At 53.1% G+C, this 17,821-nt stretch carries 15 protein-coding genes; 7 read left to right on the forward strand and 8 right to left on the reverse strand.

The window, feature by feature from the left end; genetic code table 11:
* Positions 1-2: 2 nt before the first annotated feature.
* Together LDL70_RS01095 and LDL70_RS01100 are read right to left on the reverse strand one after the other, a co-directional pair.
* Positions 3-392 carry a cytochrome c family protein gene (locus LDL70_RS01095; RefSeq protein WP_210215495.1) on the reverse strand — a complete coding sequence of 130 codons (390 nt, stop codon included), beginning with the start codon at positions 390-392 and terminating at the stop codon, positions 3-5.
* A gap of 130 nt (positions 393-522) precedes the next feature.
* Positions 523-918, reverse strand: a complete 396-nt coding sequence (locus LDL70_RS01100; RefSeq protein ID WP_225686115.1) for a VOC family protein — start codon at positions 916-918, stop codon at positions 523-525.
* Between the two features lie 244 nt (positions 919-1,162).
* On the opposite strand from LDL70_RS01100, the gene LDL70_RS01105 reads away from it, so the two are divergent.
* The 4 genes from LDL70_RS01105 (at position 1,163) to LDL70_RS01120 (ending at position 7,855) form a co-directional block, all read left to right on the forward strand.
* A complete protein-coding gene (locus tag LDL70_RS01105) occupies positions 1,163-4,210 on the forward strand; it encodes an FAD-binding and (Fe-S)-binding domain-containing protein (RefSeq protein WP_225686116.1) in 3,048 nt (1,015 codons plus the stop codon).
* Between the two features lie 24 nt (positions 4,211-4,234).
* Positions 4,235-4,795 carry a murein L,D-transpeptidase family protein gene (locus LDL70_RS01110; protein WP_225686117.1) on the forward strand — a complete coding sequence of 187 codons (561 nt, stop codon included), beginning with the start codon at positions 4,235-4,237 and terminating at the stop codon, positions 4,793-4,795.
* 418 nt (positions 4,796-5,213) lie between these two features.
* Positions 5,214-6,302 (forward strand): DUF475 domain-containing protein, encoded by a 1,089-nt coding sequence (locus tag LDL70_RS01115; protein WP_022710316.1) that lies wholly within the window; start codon positions 5,214-5,216, stop codon positions 6,300-6,302.
* Between the two features lie 158 nt (positions 6,303-6,460).
* Positions 6,461-7,855 carry an MATE family efflux transporter gene (locus tag LDL70_RS01120; RefSeq protein WP_210246201.1) on the forward strand — a complete coding sequence of 465 codons (1,395 nt, stop codon included), beginning with the start codon at positions 6,461-6,463 and terminating at the stop codon, positions 7,853-7,855.
* 37 nt (positions 7,856-7,892) lie between these two features.
* Here the strand turns inward: LDL70_RS01120 and LDL70_RS01125 are convergent, their stop codons facing one another.
* The 6 genes from LDL70_RS01125 to LDL70_RS01150 all read right to left on the reverse strand — a co-directional run bounded on the left by LDL70_RS01125 (position 7,893) and on the right by LDL70_RS01150 (position 13,651).
* On the reverse strand, positions 7,893-8,714 hold the full coding sequence (locus LDL70_RS01125; RefSeq protein WP_213596293.1) for a M55 family metallopeptidase: 822 nt from the start codon (positions 8,712-8,714) through the stop codon (positions 7,893-7,895).
* Between the two features lie 120 nt (positions 8,715-8,834).
* Complete coding sequence (locus tag LDL70_RS01130) at positions 8,835-8,990, reverse strand: hypothetical protein (protein ID WP_162994568.1); 156 nt, start codon at positions 8,988-8,990, stop codon at positions 8,835-8,837.
* A 204-nt stretch (positions 8,991-9,194) separates the two neighbouring features.
* Positions 9,195-10,712 (reverse strand): tripartite tricarboxylate transporter permease, encoded by a 1,518-nt coding sequence (locus tag LDL70_RS01135; protein WP_022710312.1) that lies wholly within the window; start codon positions 10,710-10,712, stop codon positions 9,195-9,197.
* Positions 10,713-10,789: 77 nt separating this feature from the next.
* On the reverse strand, positions 10,790-11,275 hold the full coding sequence (locus LDL70_RS01140) for a tripartite tricarboxylate transporter TctB family protein (RefSeq protein ID WP_022710311.1): 486 nt from the start codon (positions 11,273-11,275) through the stop codon (positions 10,790-10,792).
* On the reverse strand, positions 11,272-12,216 hold the full coding sequence (locus tag LDL70_RS01145) for a tripartite tricarboxylate transporter substrate binding protein (RefSeq protein ID WP_075654144.1): 945 nt from the start codon (positions 12,214-12,216) through the stop codon (positions 11,272-11,274). The genes LDL70_RS01140 and LDL70_RS01145 overlap by 4 nt, the downstream gene beginning before the upstream one ends.
* A 331-nt stretch (positions 12,217-12,547) precedes the next feature.
* Positions 12,548-13,651, reverse strand: a complete 1,104-nt coding sequence (locus LDL70_RS01150) for an ABC transporter substrate-binding protein (protein ID WP_370637738.1) — start codon at positions 13,649-13,651, stop codon at positions 12,548-12,550.
* Between the two features lie 136 nt (positions 13,652-13,787).
* Between LDL70_RS01150 and LDL70_RS01155 the strand changes: the two genes are divergently transcribed.
* The 3 genes from LDL70_RS01155 to LDL70_RS01165 all read left to right on the forward strand — a co-directional run bounded on the left by LDL70_RS01155 (position 13,788) and on the right by LDL70_RS01165 (position 17,815).
* Positions 13,788-14,513, forward strand: a complete 726-nt coding sequence (locus LDL70_RS01155) for a response regulator transcription factor (protein ID WP_225686120.1) — start codon at positions 13,788-13,790, stop codon at positions 14,511-14,513.
* Complete coding sequence (locus LDL70_RS01160) at positions 14,510-15,910, forward strand: sensor histidine kinase (RefSeq protein ID WP_225686122.1); 1,401 nt, start codon at positions 14,510-14,512, stop codon at positions 15,908-15,910. The genes LDL70_RS01155 and LDL70_RS01160 overlap by 4 nt, the downstream gene beginning before the upstream one ends.
* Positions 15,911-16,078: 168 nt before the next feature.
* Positions 16,079-17,815 (forward strand): ABC transporter ATP-binding protein, encoded by a 1,737-nt coding sequence (locus tag LDL70_RS01165; RefSeq protein WP_225688299.1) that lies wholly within the window; start codon positions 16,079-16,081, stop codon positions 17,813-17,815.
* Positions 17,816-17,821 lie beyond the last annotated feature (6 nt).

Below are 17,821 nucleotides of genomic sequence, written 5' to 3' on the forward strand. Positions count from 1 at the left end.
TTTTATTGCGCTGATTTGGAGCGGATATAGGCAATCAGATTGCTGATATCTTCCGGTTTTTTCAGCCCGACAAAGATCATTTTGTTGCCGGGAATAAATTGTTTCGGCGCGGTCAGATAAGAAGTCAGAGTTGCTTCATCCCAGACCATGCCTTCTTCACCGGCTTTGATCATGGCCGGAGAATATTTAAACCCTTCAACCGTTGCGGTCTTACGGTCAAGAATATTCACCAGATGCGGGCCGACGCGGTTTTTCTCTTCTTCAATTGTGTGGCAGGCCATGCATTTTGCAAAGACTTTTTTGCCTTTATCAGCGTCACCTTCGGCAAATGCCGGATAGGTTACAGCGAGGCCTGAGAGAAGAGAGAGACCAATAATCATTTTGGCAGACATGCGCATAATTACACCTTGATTAAATCATTGTATCTGCGCTGTATTTTAGCCGAATTTTGCCGCAGCAAGGCTGGTGTTAGCGTCGCTGCGACAAAGCTATACAGGGAGGCTTATGCCAAGCGTTTCATATTTATTTGAAACGGCCGCCGCGCTGCAAAACCTCGATCTTGTATCCGTCCGGATCGGTAATGAAGAAGAAACGGCCGACCAGCACACCATCCGGTTTGAATTCAATCAGCTTGCCCGGATTGAGGCCTGCTTGTTCAAGACGGGTATGTTCCGCATCAAGATCAGACACGGATACCGCCAGATGGCCGTAGCCGTCACCCAGATTATAGGGTTCAGTGCGGTCTTTGTTGATCGTAAGTTCAAGTTCAAACTCGCTTTCCGCATTGCTCAGGTAAACAAGCGTGAAAGCCTGAAAATCAAGACGGTCTGCAATCTCCAAGCCAAAGGCGGTTTTGTAGAATGCAAGGGAGCGGGCTTCATCAAGCACGCGGATCATGGAATGGATGTTTTTTGCCATAGGAGCACCGGTTATGAGAGTTTGGAACAGGCTTTCTTGCAGATTCTGCCCTGTTTGTCCCGTTTAACGGCCAGCTCAATGCCGCAGAATAAAGCTATATAAGATAATTCGCATGACTTCATGCCAATGCGTGACAAAGTAGACGGCTGCGCATGATTGGAAAGAGCGGCTGAAAACGCTATGACATTTGCGAAAGACGGGTTGCTTGCGGCGCGATGCAACCGGCAAATGCGGAGAGAATTGCGTGATACCATTCCTGCAGGCAGACGTTCTGGCAAAACCGGAGCCGTTGGATTTCTATGATGCGTTGCGGCTGAGCAGCTTTGGCGGTGATATTGAATTCAGCGCGGCCACGACCACCGTTTATGCAACCGACAATTCTGTGTATCAGGTGCGCCCAATAGGCGTGATCTATCCGCGCGGGTTTGAAGATTTGCAGCAAATTGCGCGACTTCTCCAAAGGCAAGAATTCCGGCATCTAAAAATGGCTATGCGCGGCGGCGGCACCGGCACCAATGGCCAATCGCTGACCGACGGGGTTGTGGTCGATACCTCACGTTATATGAACCGTATTCTCTCGATCGATCCGGAAAAACGCATTGCCCGTGTGCAGAGTGGAGTGGTCAAAGATCAGCTCAATAAAGCGCTGAAACCCTATGGCCTGTTTTTCGCGCCGGAGCTGTCGACGTCTAACCGCGCCACCATCGGCGGTATGATCAATACCGATGCTTGCGGACAGGGCTCGTGCCTTTATGGTAAAACCTCCAATCATGTTCTGGGCTTACGTGCCGTTTTGATGGATGGCAGTGAGCTGAACACCAGACCGGTGACAAAGCCGGAGCTGGAAGACCTGCAAAAGCCGGATACCCGCAGCGGTGCGATCTATCGGCTGGTGGATGAGATCGAGCGTGATAATCGCGATCTGATTGACAAGACCTTCCCAAAGCTCAACCGCTTTCTGACCGGTTATGATCTGGCGCATTTACGCGAGGATGATGGCGGGCTTAATCTCAATTCTCTGCTCTGCGGTGCTGAAGGAACATTGGCGCTGATTGCTGAGGCTGATCTCAATCTGCTGCCGATCCCGCGTTTCGCTGCACTGATCAATATCCGTTATGATGACTTCAACACCGCGCTGCGCGATGCCCGTTTCCTCACCGGATTGCAGGTAGCATCAGTTGAAACAGTGGATGCCAAGGTGCTGTCGCTGGCACGTGGCGATATTATCTGGAGCCGCATTGCCGATTATTTTCCGTCAGAGGAAGGTAAGCGCACAGACGGGATCAACATTGCCGAAGTGCTGGCCGACAGCGCTGAAGAACTGGCTGAGAAAATCCGTTTTGTCAGCCAGTCTTTAGCGAATTCTCCGCAAAGCGGCCGTCACGGTTTTACCACCACAGAAAAGCCGGATGATATTGAAGCGATCTGGACAATGCGCAAACGCGCGGTTGGTCTGCTTGGTAATGTCGAAGGCGCCCGCCGTCCGGTCGCATTTGTAGAAGATACGGCGGTGCCGCCGGAAAATCTGGCCGATTATATTCTTGAATTCCGTGCGTTGCTGGATGGTGAAGGGCTGGATTACGGCATGTTCGGTCATGTCGATGCCGGTGTGCTGCATGTGCGTCCCGCGCTTGATTTGTCCGATCCGGCACAGGAAGTAATGATCCGCCGTATCTCTGATGCGGTGGTGGCTCTGACGCTGAAATATGGCGGCGTTTTGTGGGGCGAGCACGGTAAGGGTGTGCGCTCGGAATATGTGCCGGAATTTTTTGGCCCGCTTTATCCGCAATTGCAGCGTATCAAGGCGGCTTTCGATCCTTATAATCAGCTCAATGCCGGTAAGATTGCCACGCCGGATGATCAGCCGCTGACAAAGATTGATGAACTGGCCTTCCGTGGTCAGAAAGACCGGATCATCCCTGCGGATGTGCGCAATGCTTATGACAATGCGCCTTATTGCAACGGTAACGGCGCTTGTTTTGATTTCAATACAGATTCCGCGATGTGTCCGTCTTTTAAAGGCAGCGGCGACCGGCGCTATTCTCCGAAAGGCCGCGCTTCGCTGATCCGCGAATGGTTGCGTCTGCTGAGCGAAAAGGGCATTGATCCACGCCGCTCGGCACAAGCGCTGCGGGATAAACCGCTGTGGAGCGGTTTACTTGGCCGCATCGGCAACAGTCTCGGTTCTAAAAATCGCGATGACTTTTCCCATCAGGTGCGCGATGCGATGGATACCTGCCTTGCCTGTAAGGCTTGCGCAGGGCAATGTCCGGTTAAGGTCAATGTTCCGGCCTTCCGCTCTAAATTCCTTGAGCTTTACTACAGCCGTTATCTGCGCCCGCTAAAAGACCCGCTGATTGCCTCAATCGAACATATGATGCCGCTGGTTGCCAAAACCGGCAGGCTTTATAATGGCGTGATGGGCAGTGGTCTTGGCCGCTGGGGGATGAAACAGGTTGGCCTCACAGCCCTGCCGTCACTGAGCGATGTGAGCCTGACTAAAGAACTGCGTGCCCGCAATATCCAGATGGCGGATGCAAATGTGCTGAACAATCTGAGCGCAGAGCAGAAAGCCAAAGCGGTTATTCTGGTGCAGGACAGCTTCACGAGCTTCTTCGATGCACAATTGCTGCTGGATGTGCTGGATTTGCTGAAGGCGCTTGGTTTCACACCTTATCTGGCTGAGCTGAAACCGAACGGCAAAGCGCAGCATGTGCATGGCTATCTGAAGTCTTTCACCCGCACGGCACGCAATACCAGTCTGTATCTCAACAATCTTGCTAAAAGCGGTGTGCCGCTGGTCGGGCTTGATCCGTCGATGACGCTGACCTATCGCAGTGAATATCGCTCGGCGCTGCCGAATGAAACCGTGCCGGATGTGAAGCTGCCGCAGGAATGGCTGGCGCAGCATCTGGGGCAGATTGCATCCGATATTAAGCCATCGCTCGAGCGTGCCGCACAGAATTATATGCTGCTGCCGCATTGCACTGAGAAGACCAATGCCACGCCGACAATTGCGGCATGGGCAGCGATCTTCAAACATTTCGGCATCAATATGGTGATTGGCGAAAGCGGTTGTTGCGGTATGGCCGGTACTTTCGGCCATGAATTGCGCAATCGCGCACTGTCGGAAAATATCTATGATCTGAGCTGGCGACAGAAAATGCAGACCCATGGGCGCGAACAAATTGTTATGGCCACAGGTTTTTCCTGCCGTTCACAGGTTGAGATCATGGAAAAGACGCAAATTCAGCATCCTTTGCAGGTTCTGAAGCAGTTAATCGCTTCCTGATCTTAAAGCTTGCAAACGGGTGCTATGAGCTCAAAGCGTAGAAAATATCTGATTGCACTATTGCTGGTGGCCATAGCTTTACCGGCATCAGCCTATGCCTATACGAAAGTGCTGGGGCGTGTTGGCTCCGGCACAACGCCTGCAATGGTGGCTGTTGAGCAGCAAGCGGATAAAATCATCGTGCGCAAAGCCGCCCGTGAACTGCAATTACTGCGCGGTGATGAAATCTTACGCACCTATCGCATTGCGCTGGGAGGCGCACCGATAGGGCATAAATTACAGGAAGGCGACCAGAAAACTCCTGTCGGCGATTATGTGATCGACTGGCGCAATCCGCGTTCCATGGCACATCTCAGTCTGCATATTTCCTATCCCAATGAGCAGGATGCAGCCAAAGCCAAAGAGGCGAATGTATCTCCGGGTGGCAATATTATGATCCATGGTCTGCCGAATGGCTGGGGTGCTCTCGGAGCGATCCATCATCTCTGGGACTGGACAGATGGCTGTGTGGCGGTGACAAACAGCGAGATGCGGGAGATCTGGTCGCTGGTGCCGAATGGTATACCGATCTCTCTTTATGAATAACGGGCGCTGAAATCCGCTTTTGAAAAAGCAATCATGTTCAAAATATGCCTTTTTTCAGCTGAAAATCGGATTCCCCCCTTGAAGCAATCGTAACAATGATTAATTAGAATGCATCTGTAGTATGAAGGCTGCGGGAAATTCGGCTGGTGAGAGGCACCGGCATCCGCCTTGCAACTGTTTTATACAGCTGGGTCAATCATTACGGAGCTAACACGGTACCGGGCCCCTCTGGCGAGAGTTTACGGCGCTCTCGTGATGTCGGTACTGCCGCAAATATAGCCGGCGGACATGTGATCATGAAAAATTCTTTCATGTTTTCTGCGGAAGGTCATCAGGCCGATTCCGCTTTTAACTTTTGTTCTTATATTGATAATGCGTATCGTACAGACCGGTCTCCGGCCACTAAGGAGATCGTGAAATGAGCACGCCTGCATCTCAGAAAACTGTTCTCAGCTATTTTACCTGGGCATTTATTGTAACCGTTGTCGGTCTGGCGCTTGGTGCATGGCTCGGCTGGCAGTCCACCGGCACAATCGGTGGTATGGCCTCGATCTTTTTTATCTGTACGGTTCTGGCCGTGCTGGAAATCTCGCTGTCCTTTGATAATGCGGTGGTGAATGCCAATAAGCTGAAAGATATGACGCCGGAATGGCAGCATCGCTTTCTGACATGGGGTATTATCATTGCCGTTTTCGGTATGCGTATTGTTTTCCCGCTGCTGGTTGTGGTGATTGCTGCCGGTATCGGTCCGATTGAAGCGATCGTTCTGGCTGCTGCGAAACCTGAAGAATATGCGCGTATCATGACTGATGCGCATCTGCCGATTGCCGCTTTCGGCGGTACCTTCCTGTTGATGGTGGGACTGACCTATTTCTTCAATTCCGACAAGGATGTGCATTGGTTCGGTCCGCTCGAGCGTCCGATGGCGCGTCTGGCTGAAATCAAAGGGGTTGAAGTTGCAATCGTTCTGATCCTGCTTCTGACCTTCTCGTCCATTCTTGGTGAAGTTGAAGGTACAACTTTCCTCTATTCCGGCATTTATGGTCTCCTGACCTTCCTTGCTGTGGAAGTGGTTGGCGGTATTCTTGATGCTTCGCAGAAAACGCTGAACGCTGCGGCACAGGGCGGTTTTGGTGCCTTCCTTTACCTCGAAGTGCTGGATGCCAGCTTCTCCTTCGATGGTGTGATCGGTGCTTTTGCTCTGTCGCAGAACCTGTTCGTAATCGCGATCGGTCTGGGTATCGGTGCGATGTATGTGCGTTCCATGACCATTATGCTGGTGGAAAAAGGCACATTGAGCGAATACCGTTATCTGGAACATGGTGCATTCTATGCGATCCTGATCCTGTCGGTGGTGATGTATTTCCAGACACTCGTGCATATTCCGGAAGTGATTACCGGTCTTGGCGGTGCGGTGCTGATCGGTATCGCGTTCTGGGCATCGGTTCGTCATAACCGCCGCGAAGAACATGCAGAAGCAAAAGCTGAAGCTGTAGCAGCCGAATAAGCTGCTTCATCACCTTCACGCAATTATGAGCCGCCGGATCACTCCGGCGGCTTTATTATTTTGCATGATTGCAAAGCTGCGATTATTGCTCATTGATGAGAAGCAGCATGCACGGACAGCGAGAACGGAAGACGGCAATGGAAACAGGCGGACAGAATATGAGTGATAAACAAGCTGTTTCTGTGAGCATTGATGCTGTTAAGCCGCCGGTACAGCATGGTCTGTGGCGCTCCTATATGCTGATTTTTCTGCCAATGCTGCTGTCCAATATTTTGCAGGCGGCTTCCGGCACGCTGAACGGTATTTTTGTCGGTCGCATGATGGGCGTTGATGCGCTGGCGGCAATGTCCGCCTTTGCTCCGGTGTTCTTTTTGTTTCTCGGGCTGATTATCGGTCTTGGTGCCGGTGCTACCGTTCTGATCGGTCAGGCATGGGGCGCGCGGGATATGGTCAAGCTACATGGCATTGCGGGCAGTGCGGTGGCAATGGTGATGACTGTGTCTGTTACCGTTGCAATAATGGGCGGATTATTTGCCACGCAGCTGATGTCATTTCTTGGCACGCCGCAGGCCGTTCTGAACGAATCCGCCCATTATGCCCGTATCATGATGATGGGTATGCCGGTGATTTTCCTGCTCTGGCTGATGAGCAATATGAGCCGTGGCGTGGGTGATGCGGTCAGTCCGCTCTGGGCGCTTGTGGTTGCAACATCTGTAGCCATGGTGCTGACGCCACTCTTCATTGAAGGCTGGCTGGGTTTTCCGCAGCTTGGGGTGATGAGTGCGGCTGTTTCAACTGTGATTGCTTCCGCTGTGGCACTGGTCTGGCTGATCTGGCACTGGAACCGGCGCAATCATCCTATGGCATTTACACGCAGTTTTCTGGCTCTGATCCGCTTTAACAGCACCTATTGTAAAACCATTTTGCGTGTCGGATTGCCGACAGCCTTGCAGATGCTGACCATTGCTTTTGCCGAGATCGTGCTGCTGGGGCTGGTCAATGGTCATGGTACGCAGGCGACAGCCGCCTATGGTGCGATTGTTCAGACGCTGGGCTGGGTGCAGTTTCCGGCCATCTCCATCGGTATTACCGCCTCAATTCTGGCCGCACAGGCGGTCGGGGCAGGGCGTAATGAGCAAGTGCATAAGATTGTGATTGCCGGATTGCAATTGAATTGGCTGGTCACCGGCTCCTGTGTGGCACTGGCCTATTTGCTGTCCGGCTATATTACCAGTGCATTTCTGACCGAGCAGGCAGTTGCCGATTTGGCCGCGCATTTGCTGCATATCGTGCTCTGGACGATTGTATTATTTGGTATGAGCAGTGTGTTTATGAGCTCTATGCGGGCAAGCGGGGCGATTTATGCACCGACTGTTTTGACCATGAGCGCTATCTTGCTGGTGGAAATTCCGGCAGCTTATTTGTTCAATCAATGGATCGGCATTGACGGAATTTGGTGGGCTTATTCGCTGACCTTCGCCACGATGCTGTGCCTGCAATCGGGCTATTATTATTTCATCTTCAGTAAGCGGCAGATCGTGAAGTTGATTTAGAAAAATAGAAAAGCCGGCAATGCCGGCTTTTTTGTTGTTATTTCACATTGGCGGCAAGACCGGAAAGAACACCCATCCAGCCGACAGCTTCCGCAACATTTGCACAATCAAAGCTGATGGTGGTGGCGTCCGTGCGCTTGGCACAAGGGATGATCGCCATCTGATCGGCCAGCAGCGGCGAATTCATGATGAACTCTGCATGGATGCGGCCGGTAAACGGTTTCCAGACTTTCAGTTCGTTTTTACGTTCAACGGCCTTTTTCGCCAGATCACGGATCATGGCGCGGGCATTCTGTACGGAGATCTGACGCGCTGCACGATTGCCCAGGGCTGTTTTGACGGTGGCAAATTCAGCCTCAGGGAAGAACGGGCGGTTTTCCTGTTCGGTCTGATCGTCGCCACTAATCAGTGCCACCGGCACACCGAGTTCACCGGCATAGGCACCGTAAAAACCGGGTTCGCCGACAATCTGACCATTGAGTTTGATGGTGCGGAAGGCAAAGCCGTTGGTGGTATGGGCAAGCACGCCATATTGCGCGGCACTGGCATGATGGCCGGTGAAGAACAACAGGTCAAAACTTTCATCCAGACCGGCAGCCATATTGAACTTTTTAGGACGGCCAAGGATCAGCTCTGCTGCCGGATGTAGCATTTCCGGAATAATATTGACCATCGGACCGTGGGAGTCATTGACCAGAATATAATCTGCTCCGCCTGCCAATGCGCCTTCAATGGCGGCGTTGACTTCCTCTGTCATCAGGCGGCGCGCCCGTTCATATTCCGGATTGCCTGGCTGACCTTGCTGCGATGTTACAACACCGGCCACACCTTCAATATCCGCACAAATATAGACTCTCATATTTCCCCTCCGGTAATCATGATTGATTCCGTAATTCCGAGGCCACCTTGACAAAAAAGCCCCGCAGCTTCAACCAAAGCGCGGGGCCTGAAGGACTTAAAATCTTATAGATAGAGCAGATTAGCTAAAGTCGGCAGGATTAATGCCGAGGGTTCGCAGATCTCTTTCATGCGGACGACGACGGCCTTCAACAGCAGCAGCTGCGGAAGCTGCAGCACCGAAAACAGCCAGTGCGCGGCTGATGAAATTACGGGAATGCTTTGTACGTTCTGTCATCTTGCTTCTCCGTGTTTGGGGCTTTGTCTATTGCAAAGCCGTAATCTGATACTCCAAAGATGGGATCACCAAGCCGTTTTCACAACTGACAGAATGACAGAGCTGCCATGCATGAATCGCATGGCCGGTTAAATAATGATGATAAGCAAAGAGAAAGCCCGCCGGCATAACCGGCGGGCTCATCATTTTCGGGGGTATAAGGGTTTAGTCCTCATTCGCTGCAAGCTGCGACAGAACCTGACCGCGGCCACGGGCACGCATAATCAGCGGTACGATCAGTGCCAGTGCTGCAATTGTCAGCAGCACAGCTGCAATAGGGGAGGTGAACAGGACAGTCACATCACCCTGACTGATAGACAAAGCGCGGCGCAATTGCTGCTCAGCCAGCGGGCCGAGGATCAAACCAACGACGGCCGGTGCAATCGGATAACCGAAGACACGCATACCATAGCCCATCAAACCGAAGGCCAGCAGCATACCAAGTTCAAAGACCGACGGATTAGCGCCGATTGTACCAAGCGTGGCGAACATCAGAATACCGGCATAGAGCCATGGTTTAGGGATGGTCAGCAATTTGACCCACAGGCCGATCAACGGCAGGTTAAGCACCAGCAACATGAAATTGGCGATAAGCAAGCTGGCAATCAGACCCCAGACCAGCTGCGGATTGGTTGCAAACAGCAGCGGGCCCGGTTGCAGACCATATTGCTGGAAACCGGCCAGCATGATTGCAGCGGTTGCTGTTGTCGGCAGACCGAGTGTCAGCAATGGCACGAGCGTACCGGCAGCAGACGCATTATTGGCAGCTTCAGGACCTGCAACGCCTTCAATCGCACCATTGCCGAATTCTTCCGGATGTTTGGTGAGTTTGCGCTCGGTTGCATAGGAGAGGAATGTACCGATTTCCGCACCACCCGCAGGCATAGCGCCAATCGGAAAACCGATAAATGTACCGCGCAGCCATGGTTTCCATGACCGTGCCCAGTCTGAGGCAGACATCCACAGCGAGCCTTTAACGGCTTCCACTTTATCCGGTGCACGTGCGCCCTGAGCGGCGATAAAGAGCGTTTCACCAATCGCGAACATCGCAACGGCCAGTGTGGTGACTTCAATACCGTCAAGCAGATCGGGCACACCAAAGGACAGACGCGCCTGACCGGTCAGCTGGTCAATACCAATAGTGGCAAGCGCAAGGCCGATAAACAAGGATGTCAGGCCGCGCAATGCGCTGTCGCCGAAAGCCGATGACACGGTGACAAAAGCCAGCACCATCAGCGCAAAATATTCGCGGGGGCCGAAAACCAGTGCAAGCTTAACAATATAAGGCGCGATGAAAGCGAGGCCGATGGTTGCAATCAGACCGGCAACAAAAGAGCCGATAGCAGCCGTTGCCAATGCAGGGCCACCGCGCCCTTTGCGCGCCATTTTGTTACCTTCCAGAGCGGTAACAATCGAGGCGCTTTCACCCGGTGTATTCAGCAGAATAGACGTAGTGGAACCGCCATACATGCCGCCGTAATAAATACCGGCAAACATAATCAGGGAACCCGCAGCATCGAGCTGATAGGTAACAGGCAGCAACAGGGCGACAGTCAGTGCAGGGCCGATGCCCGGAAGCACGCCGACAGCGGTGCCGAGTGTAACGCCGATCAGCGCATAGAGCAGGTTCATCGGCTGCATCGCAACCACAATCCCCTGCATGAGAAATTCAAATGTAGACATTAATCATTGTTCCCGTGTTGAGCCGCTTTACGCAGAGGGTAAGGCGCTGCGGCAACGAGGAGACAGCCGGTGGCTTTTTAGAAGAACAACCGCTCTAACGGACCCGCAGGCAGTGACAATTGCAGCAATTTGGCAAAAACCAGCCAGATCACATAACAGGCGGCAATTCCGACAGGGATCGAGAACCATAATTTGCGCTTGCCGAAACCATAGGCTGTCAGGGCAAACATAATGCCCGTGGCAATGGAAAAGCCTGCCGTGTTGAGCAGCAGCATCTGCGCGGTCAGACCGCCGACAATCCAGAGTACCGGTTTGACTTCCTGCGGTTCACGCTCAGGAAAATCATGGCGGAAAGCAGCAATAATTGTCCAGATCGCCAATCCTGCAAGGCCGAAGGCAATGGCTTTCGGCACAGTCGCAGGGCCGACCTGAGAATAACCGGCAGCCTCGGAAAGACGTGCCATATCCCAGAACATCACGCCGGAAATGACAAGCAGGATGGCCGCGATACAAAGCGCCGCCCGATCGGGGCGACGCGCTGTTACAGGTTTCAGTTCACTCATTGAACAAGACCGATGTCTTTCAGAACACCTTCGGTTGCCTGAATATCCTTATCGAGCTGTGCGTCAAAAGCATCGCCTGCCAGATAGGTGTCAGCCCAGCCTTTGGTCTTCAGAGTTTCCTGCCAGGATTTGGATTTTGCCAGCTTTTCAATATCCGCATTGATTGCGGCTTTCTGCTCGGCGGAAATGCCAGGGGCTGCAGCCAGCATGCGCCAGTTTTCTACAACAACATCAAGGCCGGATTCTTTCAGGGTCGGTGCATCAATGCCTTCAATACGCTCGGCGCTGGAGACAGCCAGCAGACGCAATGTGCCGGATTTGACCTGTGATTCAAATTCGCCGTAACCGGAAATACCTGCAGAAACCTGACTGCCGAGAATTGCGGCCAGAGCTTCACCGCCGCCGGAATAGGCAATATAGTTGATTTTCTTAGGATCAACGCCTGCAGCCTTGGCAATCAGACCTACAGCGATATGGTCAGTACCACCTGCGGAGCCACCGCCCCATGATACTGCGCCCGGATCTTTTTTCAGCGCTTCAATCAGGTCGCCCATTGTCTGGAAAGGAGAAGAAGCAGGTACAACAATTGCTTCATATTCGCCGGTCAGACGTGCGATTGGTGTAACATCTTTCAGGGTTACCGGTGATTTATTGGTCAGAATAGCGCCGACCATAACATAGCCGCCGACGATCAGAGCATCGCCTTTACCTTTTTGCTGGCTGGCGAATTGTGCAAGGCCGATCGTGCCGCCGGCGCCCGGTACGTTCTGTACCTGTACTTTACCGGAAATACCTTCCTGCTGCAAAACAGTCTGCAGGGAACGGGCTGTCTGATCCCAGCCGCCGCCCGGATTGGCCGGTGCAATGATGGTGTAATCTGCTGCATAGGCAGGCAGCGCCAATGCGCCTGCAAAGAGGGAAGCGAGTAGAAGCTTTTTCAAGTCTGATCCTCCTGATGCTGCGTTTCAACGCAGGCTGTGGTTTTTAGAAAACGCACGGGAAGGATCAGGCATGTGGTGCCCCCGACCATATACAGTGTTCCTCCCCGGTACTGTTTAACCGCCTCCACGGACAACAGTCCCGCTAATCGATCATATGAAGCTGACGCGAACCTGACGCACCCTGCGCTTTGCGCACAAATTTTAAGGCCGTGTGCTTTGCACACAAATGTTAAAAGGGTGCTTTGCGCATAATTATTGAGACTTGCGCTGTTTTCAGGAACGGCTCTTGTTCATATGTCTTTTGAAGATTGTGAGCCTGTTCCTGTGAAAATCAATAATATTTTTTCTGCTGGCGCAGCACATCATTCCATTTGGCAATCAGGCGGCTGCGTTTAACCTGATCGAGATAGACCATCAGGCCGGGGCTGACAGGCACCGGTTTCAGCTTGTTGCCGTAGATTTCCTGCATGGTCAGAGCGGTATTGTCTCCGGCCACTTCAGGGCTGACAGCCGGTATTTGCAACTGGCGGGCGAGGATGGTTTGGCCTTCTTTCGACATGAAGAACTCAAGATAGCGCCGCCCCAGTTCCGGCGAAGCGGCGGCTTCCGGCACCAGTCCGATACGGGACATCACCACAGTATAATCTTTTGGCAGAATAATCCCCACATCGGGATTGCGCGATGCCCAGTCTGCGGCATAGGAGCCGAGAATATTATAACCGAGCACAAAACGCCCGTCGGCAACGCGTTCTACAATCGCCTGACTGGTGGAATAGAGTTTGACCCCCGCTGATCCCATGGCCTGAATGACCGTCCAGATATCGTCAAACTGCTCCTGATCACGTGCCATGAACAGAAAGCCGACGCCGGAGCGTTCAATATCATAAGTACCGATACGGCCGAAAACGCTTTCACCCTGTTCTTTAAGATAGGCAACCAGCTCCGCACGGGTTGACGGCGGTTTGCGGTCTTTAAATTCCGGCTTGTGATAGACAAAAACTGCTGGCTCAAATGTCAGCGCATAGGCGGTGTTGCGCCAGTTCGCCCAGCTTGGCCAGCGCTCGCTCATCGGCAAAATGCTGGCTTGCGCATAGCCGTCATTGGTAAGTTTGACCTGCAAATCCATGGCTGAGGAAAAAGCGAAATCGGCAGTTTTCAAGCCGTCATCGGTTTCCCGCACAATGCGCTCATAAATTTCCGTGGTGAGCATATCCTCATAGCGCACGGTGATGTCAGGGTTGTTTTTCTGAAACCCTTCAATCATCGGCCGTGCAAGCGGCTCGTCGAGAGAAGAATAGACAACCAGCACCGGCGCATTCTTGTCGCCGCTGAGTGCCGGAAACATCATGGGCGTTGCTGCCACAGCGCTATTCCACACCGGCAATAAACTTAAAACCGCACTCAGCCAGAAACGGCGCACGTCCTGTCCTCCCAAACTCGCTGGCCCAAACATTACTGACAATGCAGGATTATTTCTTTGTATCCGCTGACATTGCCCTTGTAATCATTATATGCTGTGTCGGGGAGAAACAATACGGGCTGCAACAGGGCAGCAGGGAGATGTTGTCAGCGTGCGGATTTTGCTGGTTGAAGATAATAAGGCGCTGTCGGAAGGGCTGGGCGCTTTGTTGCGTGGTAGCGGCTATGCGGTTGATATTGTTGAAGACGGTGCGTCTGCCCATGCCGCCGCTGCGGCTGAGAATTTTGATCTGGTGATTCTTGATCTCAACCTGCCGGAGATGGACGGGCTGGATGTGCTGCGTGCCATGCGTGCGCGGCATAATCAGGCGGCCGTGCTCATTCTGACCGCGCGCGGTACACCGGAAGAACGCGTGCGCGGGCTGGATCTCGGCGCAGATGATTATATGATTAAGCCGTTCGATATCAGCGAGTTTGAGGCGCGGGTACGCGTGCTGTTGCGGCGTCAGGCGGGATTGCGTCATGCGCTGGTGCATTTCGGTGCGGTCACACTGGATTTGAATACACGCAGCTTTAGCGCTGCCGGACAATCGATTGATATTCCGGCGCGGGAACTTGGCTTGCTGGAACTGCTCTTTGTGCGCGGCGGTAAGGTCGTTGCCAAAGAAGCGATTGTGCAGTCTCTCAGCGGCTTTGACCATGATCTGAGTTCCAATGCCATTGAGCAATATGTCAGCCGCTTGCGCAAAAGGCTTGCGCCTTACGGGCTGACGGTCAGGACAGCGCGGGGGCTGGGATATTATCTGGATCGTCTGTCCGGCACCCAGCCGGTTATCACAACGGATGAAACTGTGGATTTGCCCGCGGATACACAATGAGGAAAAACAGCTATTCTCTGCGCAGACGTTTGCTTGGCTGGTTGCTGGTTTCAACTATGCTGATCGGGTTGATTGCGCTGGGGGATACGTATCAGGAAGCTGTCAGCACGGCCAATAAGGTGGCGGATCGTGTGCTGAGTGGTTCGGCGCTGGCGATTGCCGAGCGTGTTGTGGTGTCCGAGCATGGTGATCTGGAAGTGGATATTCCCTATGTCGCCTTGGAAATGCTCACTTCTGCCGCGCAGGATCGGGTGTTTTATCGGGTGGACGGCCCGCCCGGCCAGTTTATTACCGGTTATGAAACACTGCCGCTGCTGAAAAATCCGGAAAATAAGGATGTAGAATTTGGCGACGGAACCTATCGCGGTGAGCCGATCCGGCTGGCTTTGCTGCGCCGTTCCGCCTCGACCGGTGTGAATTCCGTGCCCTTTACAGTGACTGTCGCCGAGACAACTATGGCGCGTCGGCAGCTCACGCATACGCTTTTACTGCGTTCAGCCCTGCGGTTGCTGTTTATGATTGTGGGAACCGCATTGGTGGTCTGGATTGCCGTGACCTATGCTTTGCGTCCGCTTTACCGCCTCAGTGATGCGATTGCCGAGCGCAATCCGCAGGATTTGCACCCGATCAGCGAGCATGTGCCCAATGAAGTGCAGGGGTTGGTAGAGACGGTCAATTCTTTCATGGTGCGGTTGCAGTCGGCGCTGGATGCACTGCGCCATTTCACCGGCAATGCCAGCCATCAGTTGCGCACACCTTTGGCAGTGGTGCGGACACAGCTTGCTCTTGCCCAGCGTAGTCAGGATCGCCAATCCATGTTGGAAGCGGTCACGCAGGCCGACCAGGCCGTGGCGCATGCCGAGCGAATTCTGGCGCAGTTGCTGTTGCTGGCTAAAATTGATGCATCCGGTGACCAGACTGTGCAAGTGCTCGGATCTGTTGATCTTGCTGAAATGGCGCGGCAGATCACCGGTGATTACGTGCGTGAGGCAGCGCGGGGAGATATTGATCTGGGCTATGAAGGGGAGGCCAGTCTGACCGTGCAGGGCGACCGGCTGCTGCTGGAAGAGGCTTTGAAAAACCTGATCAGCAATGCGCTGCTTTATGCGGGCACTGAGGCCGTCGTGACTGTGCGTGTGCGCAGGCAGGGTGAGCTTGTTTTCCTTGAGGTTGAGGATAATGGCAAGGGCGTGCCTGAAGAGCAGCTTTCCCTGATCCGCAACCGCTTTGACCGCGGCTCTGTTGCAAAAAACACAGGACATGCTCCGCAAGGCAGTGGTCTTGGTCTGTCGATTGTCGAGGAAATTGCGGCTTTGCATGGAGGGCATCTGATCCTGCAGAAAGCAACGCAGAGCAAAGGTCTTCTCGCGGCCATCCGGTTTTCTGCTACTTCGTAAAATATTCTGGCCGGTTATCGTTATTGCCGGTTTTTGATAGATCATTCCAGCCGATTTACTGGCAATCAGGCACTTATCTTGTTGCAAGCTGAAGGTTTTTGGCTACAACCGCCAGTAACTTGAATGATAATGTCAGATTTTGCAGGCGGGACGACGGGAGAGATTGTAATGCCGGATATCGTGAAACGGTTTTTTGCCTATTATCGTCCGCATAAGCTTCTGTTCGCTGTCGATTTTTGCAGTGCGGTATTGTCCGGTTTGCTGGAGCTGGCTTTTCCGGTGGCTGTTACATTATTCATCGACCGGTTGCTGCCGACCAATGAATGGGGGCTGATTGCTCTCGCGGCCGCCGGTTTGCTCTGCGTTTATATTTTCAATGCCGGTTTGCAAGTGGTGGTGACCTATTGGGGGCACATGCTCGGGATCAATATTGAAACCGAGATGCGCCGCAAAGCCTTTGATCATTTGCAGAAACTCTCTTTCGGCTATTTCGACAATCAGAAGACCGGCCATCTTGTGGCGCGTATGACCAAAGATCTTGAAGAGATCGGCGAGGTCGCCCATCACGGTCCCGAAGATCTGTTCATCGCGATCATGACGCTGATCGGCGCTTTCATTCTGATGTTCTGGGAACATTCGACACTGGCTGTTATTACAGCGCTGATCGTGCCGGTCACTGCATGGGTGACATTGCGCTATGGCGGTCGCATGACTACGACATGGCGCGCACTTTATGGCCGTGTGGCGGCATTCAATGCGCGTATTGAGGAAAATGTCGGCGGTATCCGTGTGGTGCAGGCTTTCACTAATGAAGACCATGAACGCGCGTTGTTTGCCGAGGATAATCAGAATTACCGCAGCACCAAGCTTGAAGCCTATAAGGTGATGGCGGCCTCCACATCGCTGAGCTATTTGTCGATGCGTTTTATTCAGGTCGTGGTGATGCTGTGCGGGGCATATTTTGTCATTCGCGGCGACCTGAGTGCCGGTGGTTTTGTCGGTTTCCTGCTGCTGGTAGGGGTGTTTTTCCGGCCGATTGATAAGATCAATTCGGTGATTGAAAGTTATCCGAAAGGTATTGCCGGTTTTCAGCGCTATCTGGAGTTCCTGAATACGCGTCCGGATATTGCTGACCGCGCCAATGCCCGCGATGCAGGCAAATTACAGGGCAATATCCGTTATAATCAGGTTTCCTTCGGTTATCAGGATAATCGTCCGATCGTGCATAATCTGAACCTCGATATTCAGGCTGGCGAGACCATTGCATTTGTCGGGCCTTCCGGTGCGGGCAAAACCACGATCTGTTCTTTGCTGCCGCGTTTTTATGAAGTGACCGGCGGTGCTATCAGCATTGACGGTATTGATATCCGCGATATGACGCTGAAATCCCTGCGCAGCAATATCGGCATTGTCAGTCAGGATGTGTTCCTGTTTGCAGGCACGATCCGTGAGAATATCGCCTATGGCCGCCTTGATGCGAGTGATGCCGAGATTATGGATGCTGTGCAACGCGCGCGTCTGGGCGATGTCGTGGCCGGTCTGCCGGCGGGGCTGGATACGATTATCGGTGAGCGCGGTGTCAAGCTTTCCGGCGGGCAGAAACAGCGTCTGGCGATTGCCCGTATCTTCCTGAAAAACCCGCCGATCCTTATTCTGGATGAGGCAACTTCCGCTCTTGATACAGAGACAGAGCGCGCCATTCAGCAATCCCTGTCGGAATTGTCGGTCGGGCGCACTACTTTGGTGATCGCACATCGTCTGGCAACAATCACCAATGCTGACCGCATTGTTGTTGTGCAGGACGGCAGTGTGGCGGAAGAGGGCAGTCATCAGCAGTTGCTGGAAGCAAAATCAGGTCTCTACCGCCAATTGCTTGAAGCGCAGAACCGTGCGGCCGAGGTTTAGGATCTC

This window comes from Pseudochrobactrum sp. XF203, assembly GCF_020341615.1.
GTDB classification, from domain to species: Bacteria; Pseudomonadota; Alphaproteobacteria; order Rhizobiales; family Rhizobiaceae; genus Pseudochrobactrum; species Pseudochrobactrum saccharolyticum.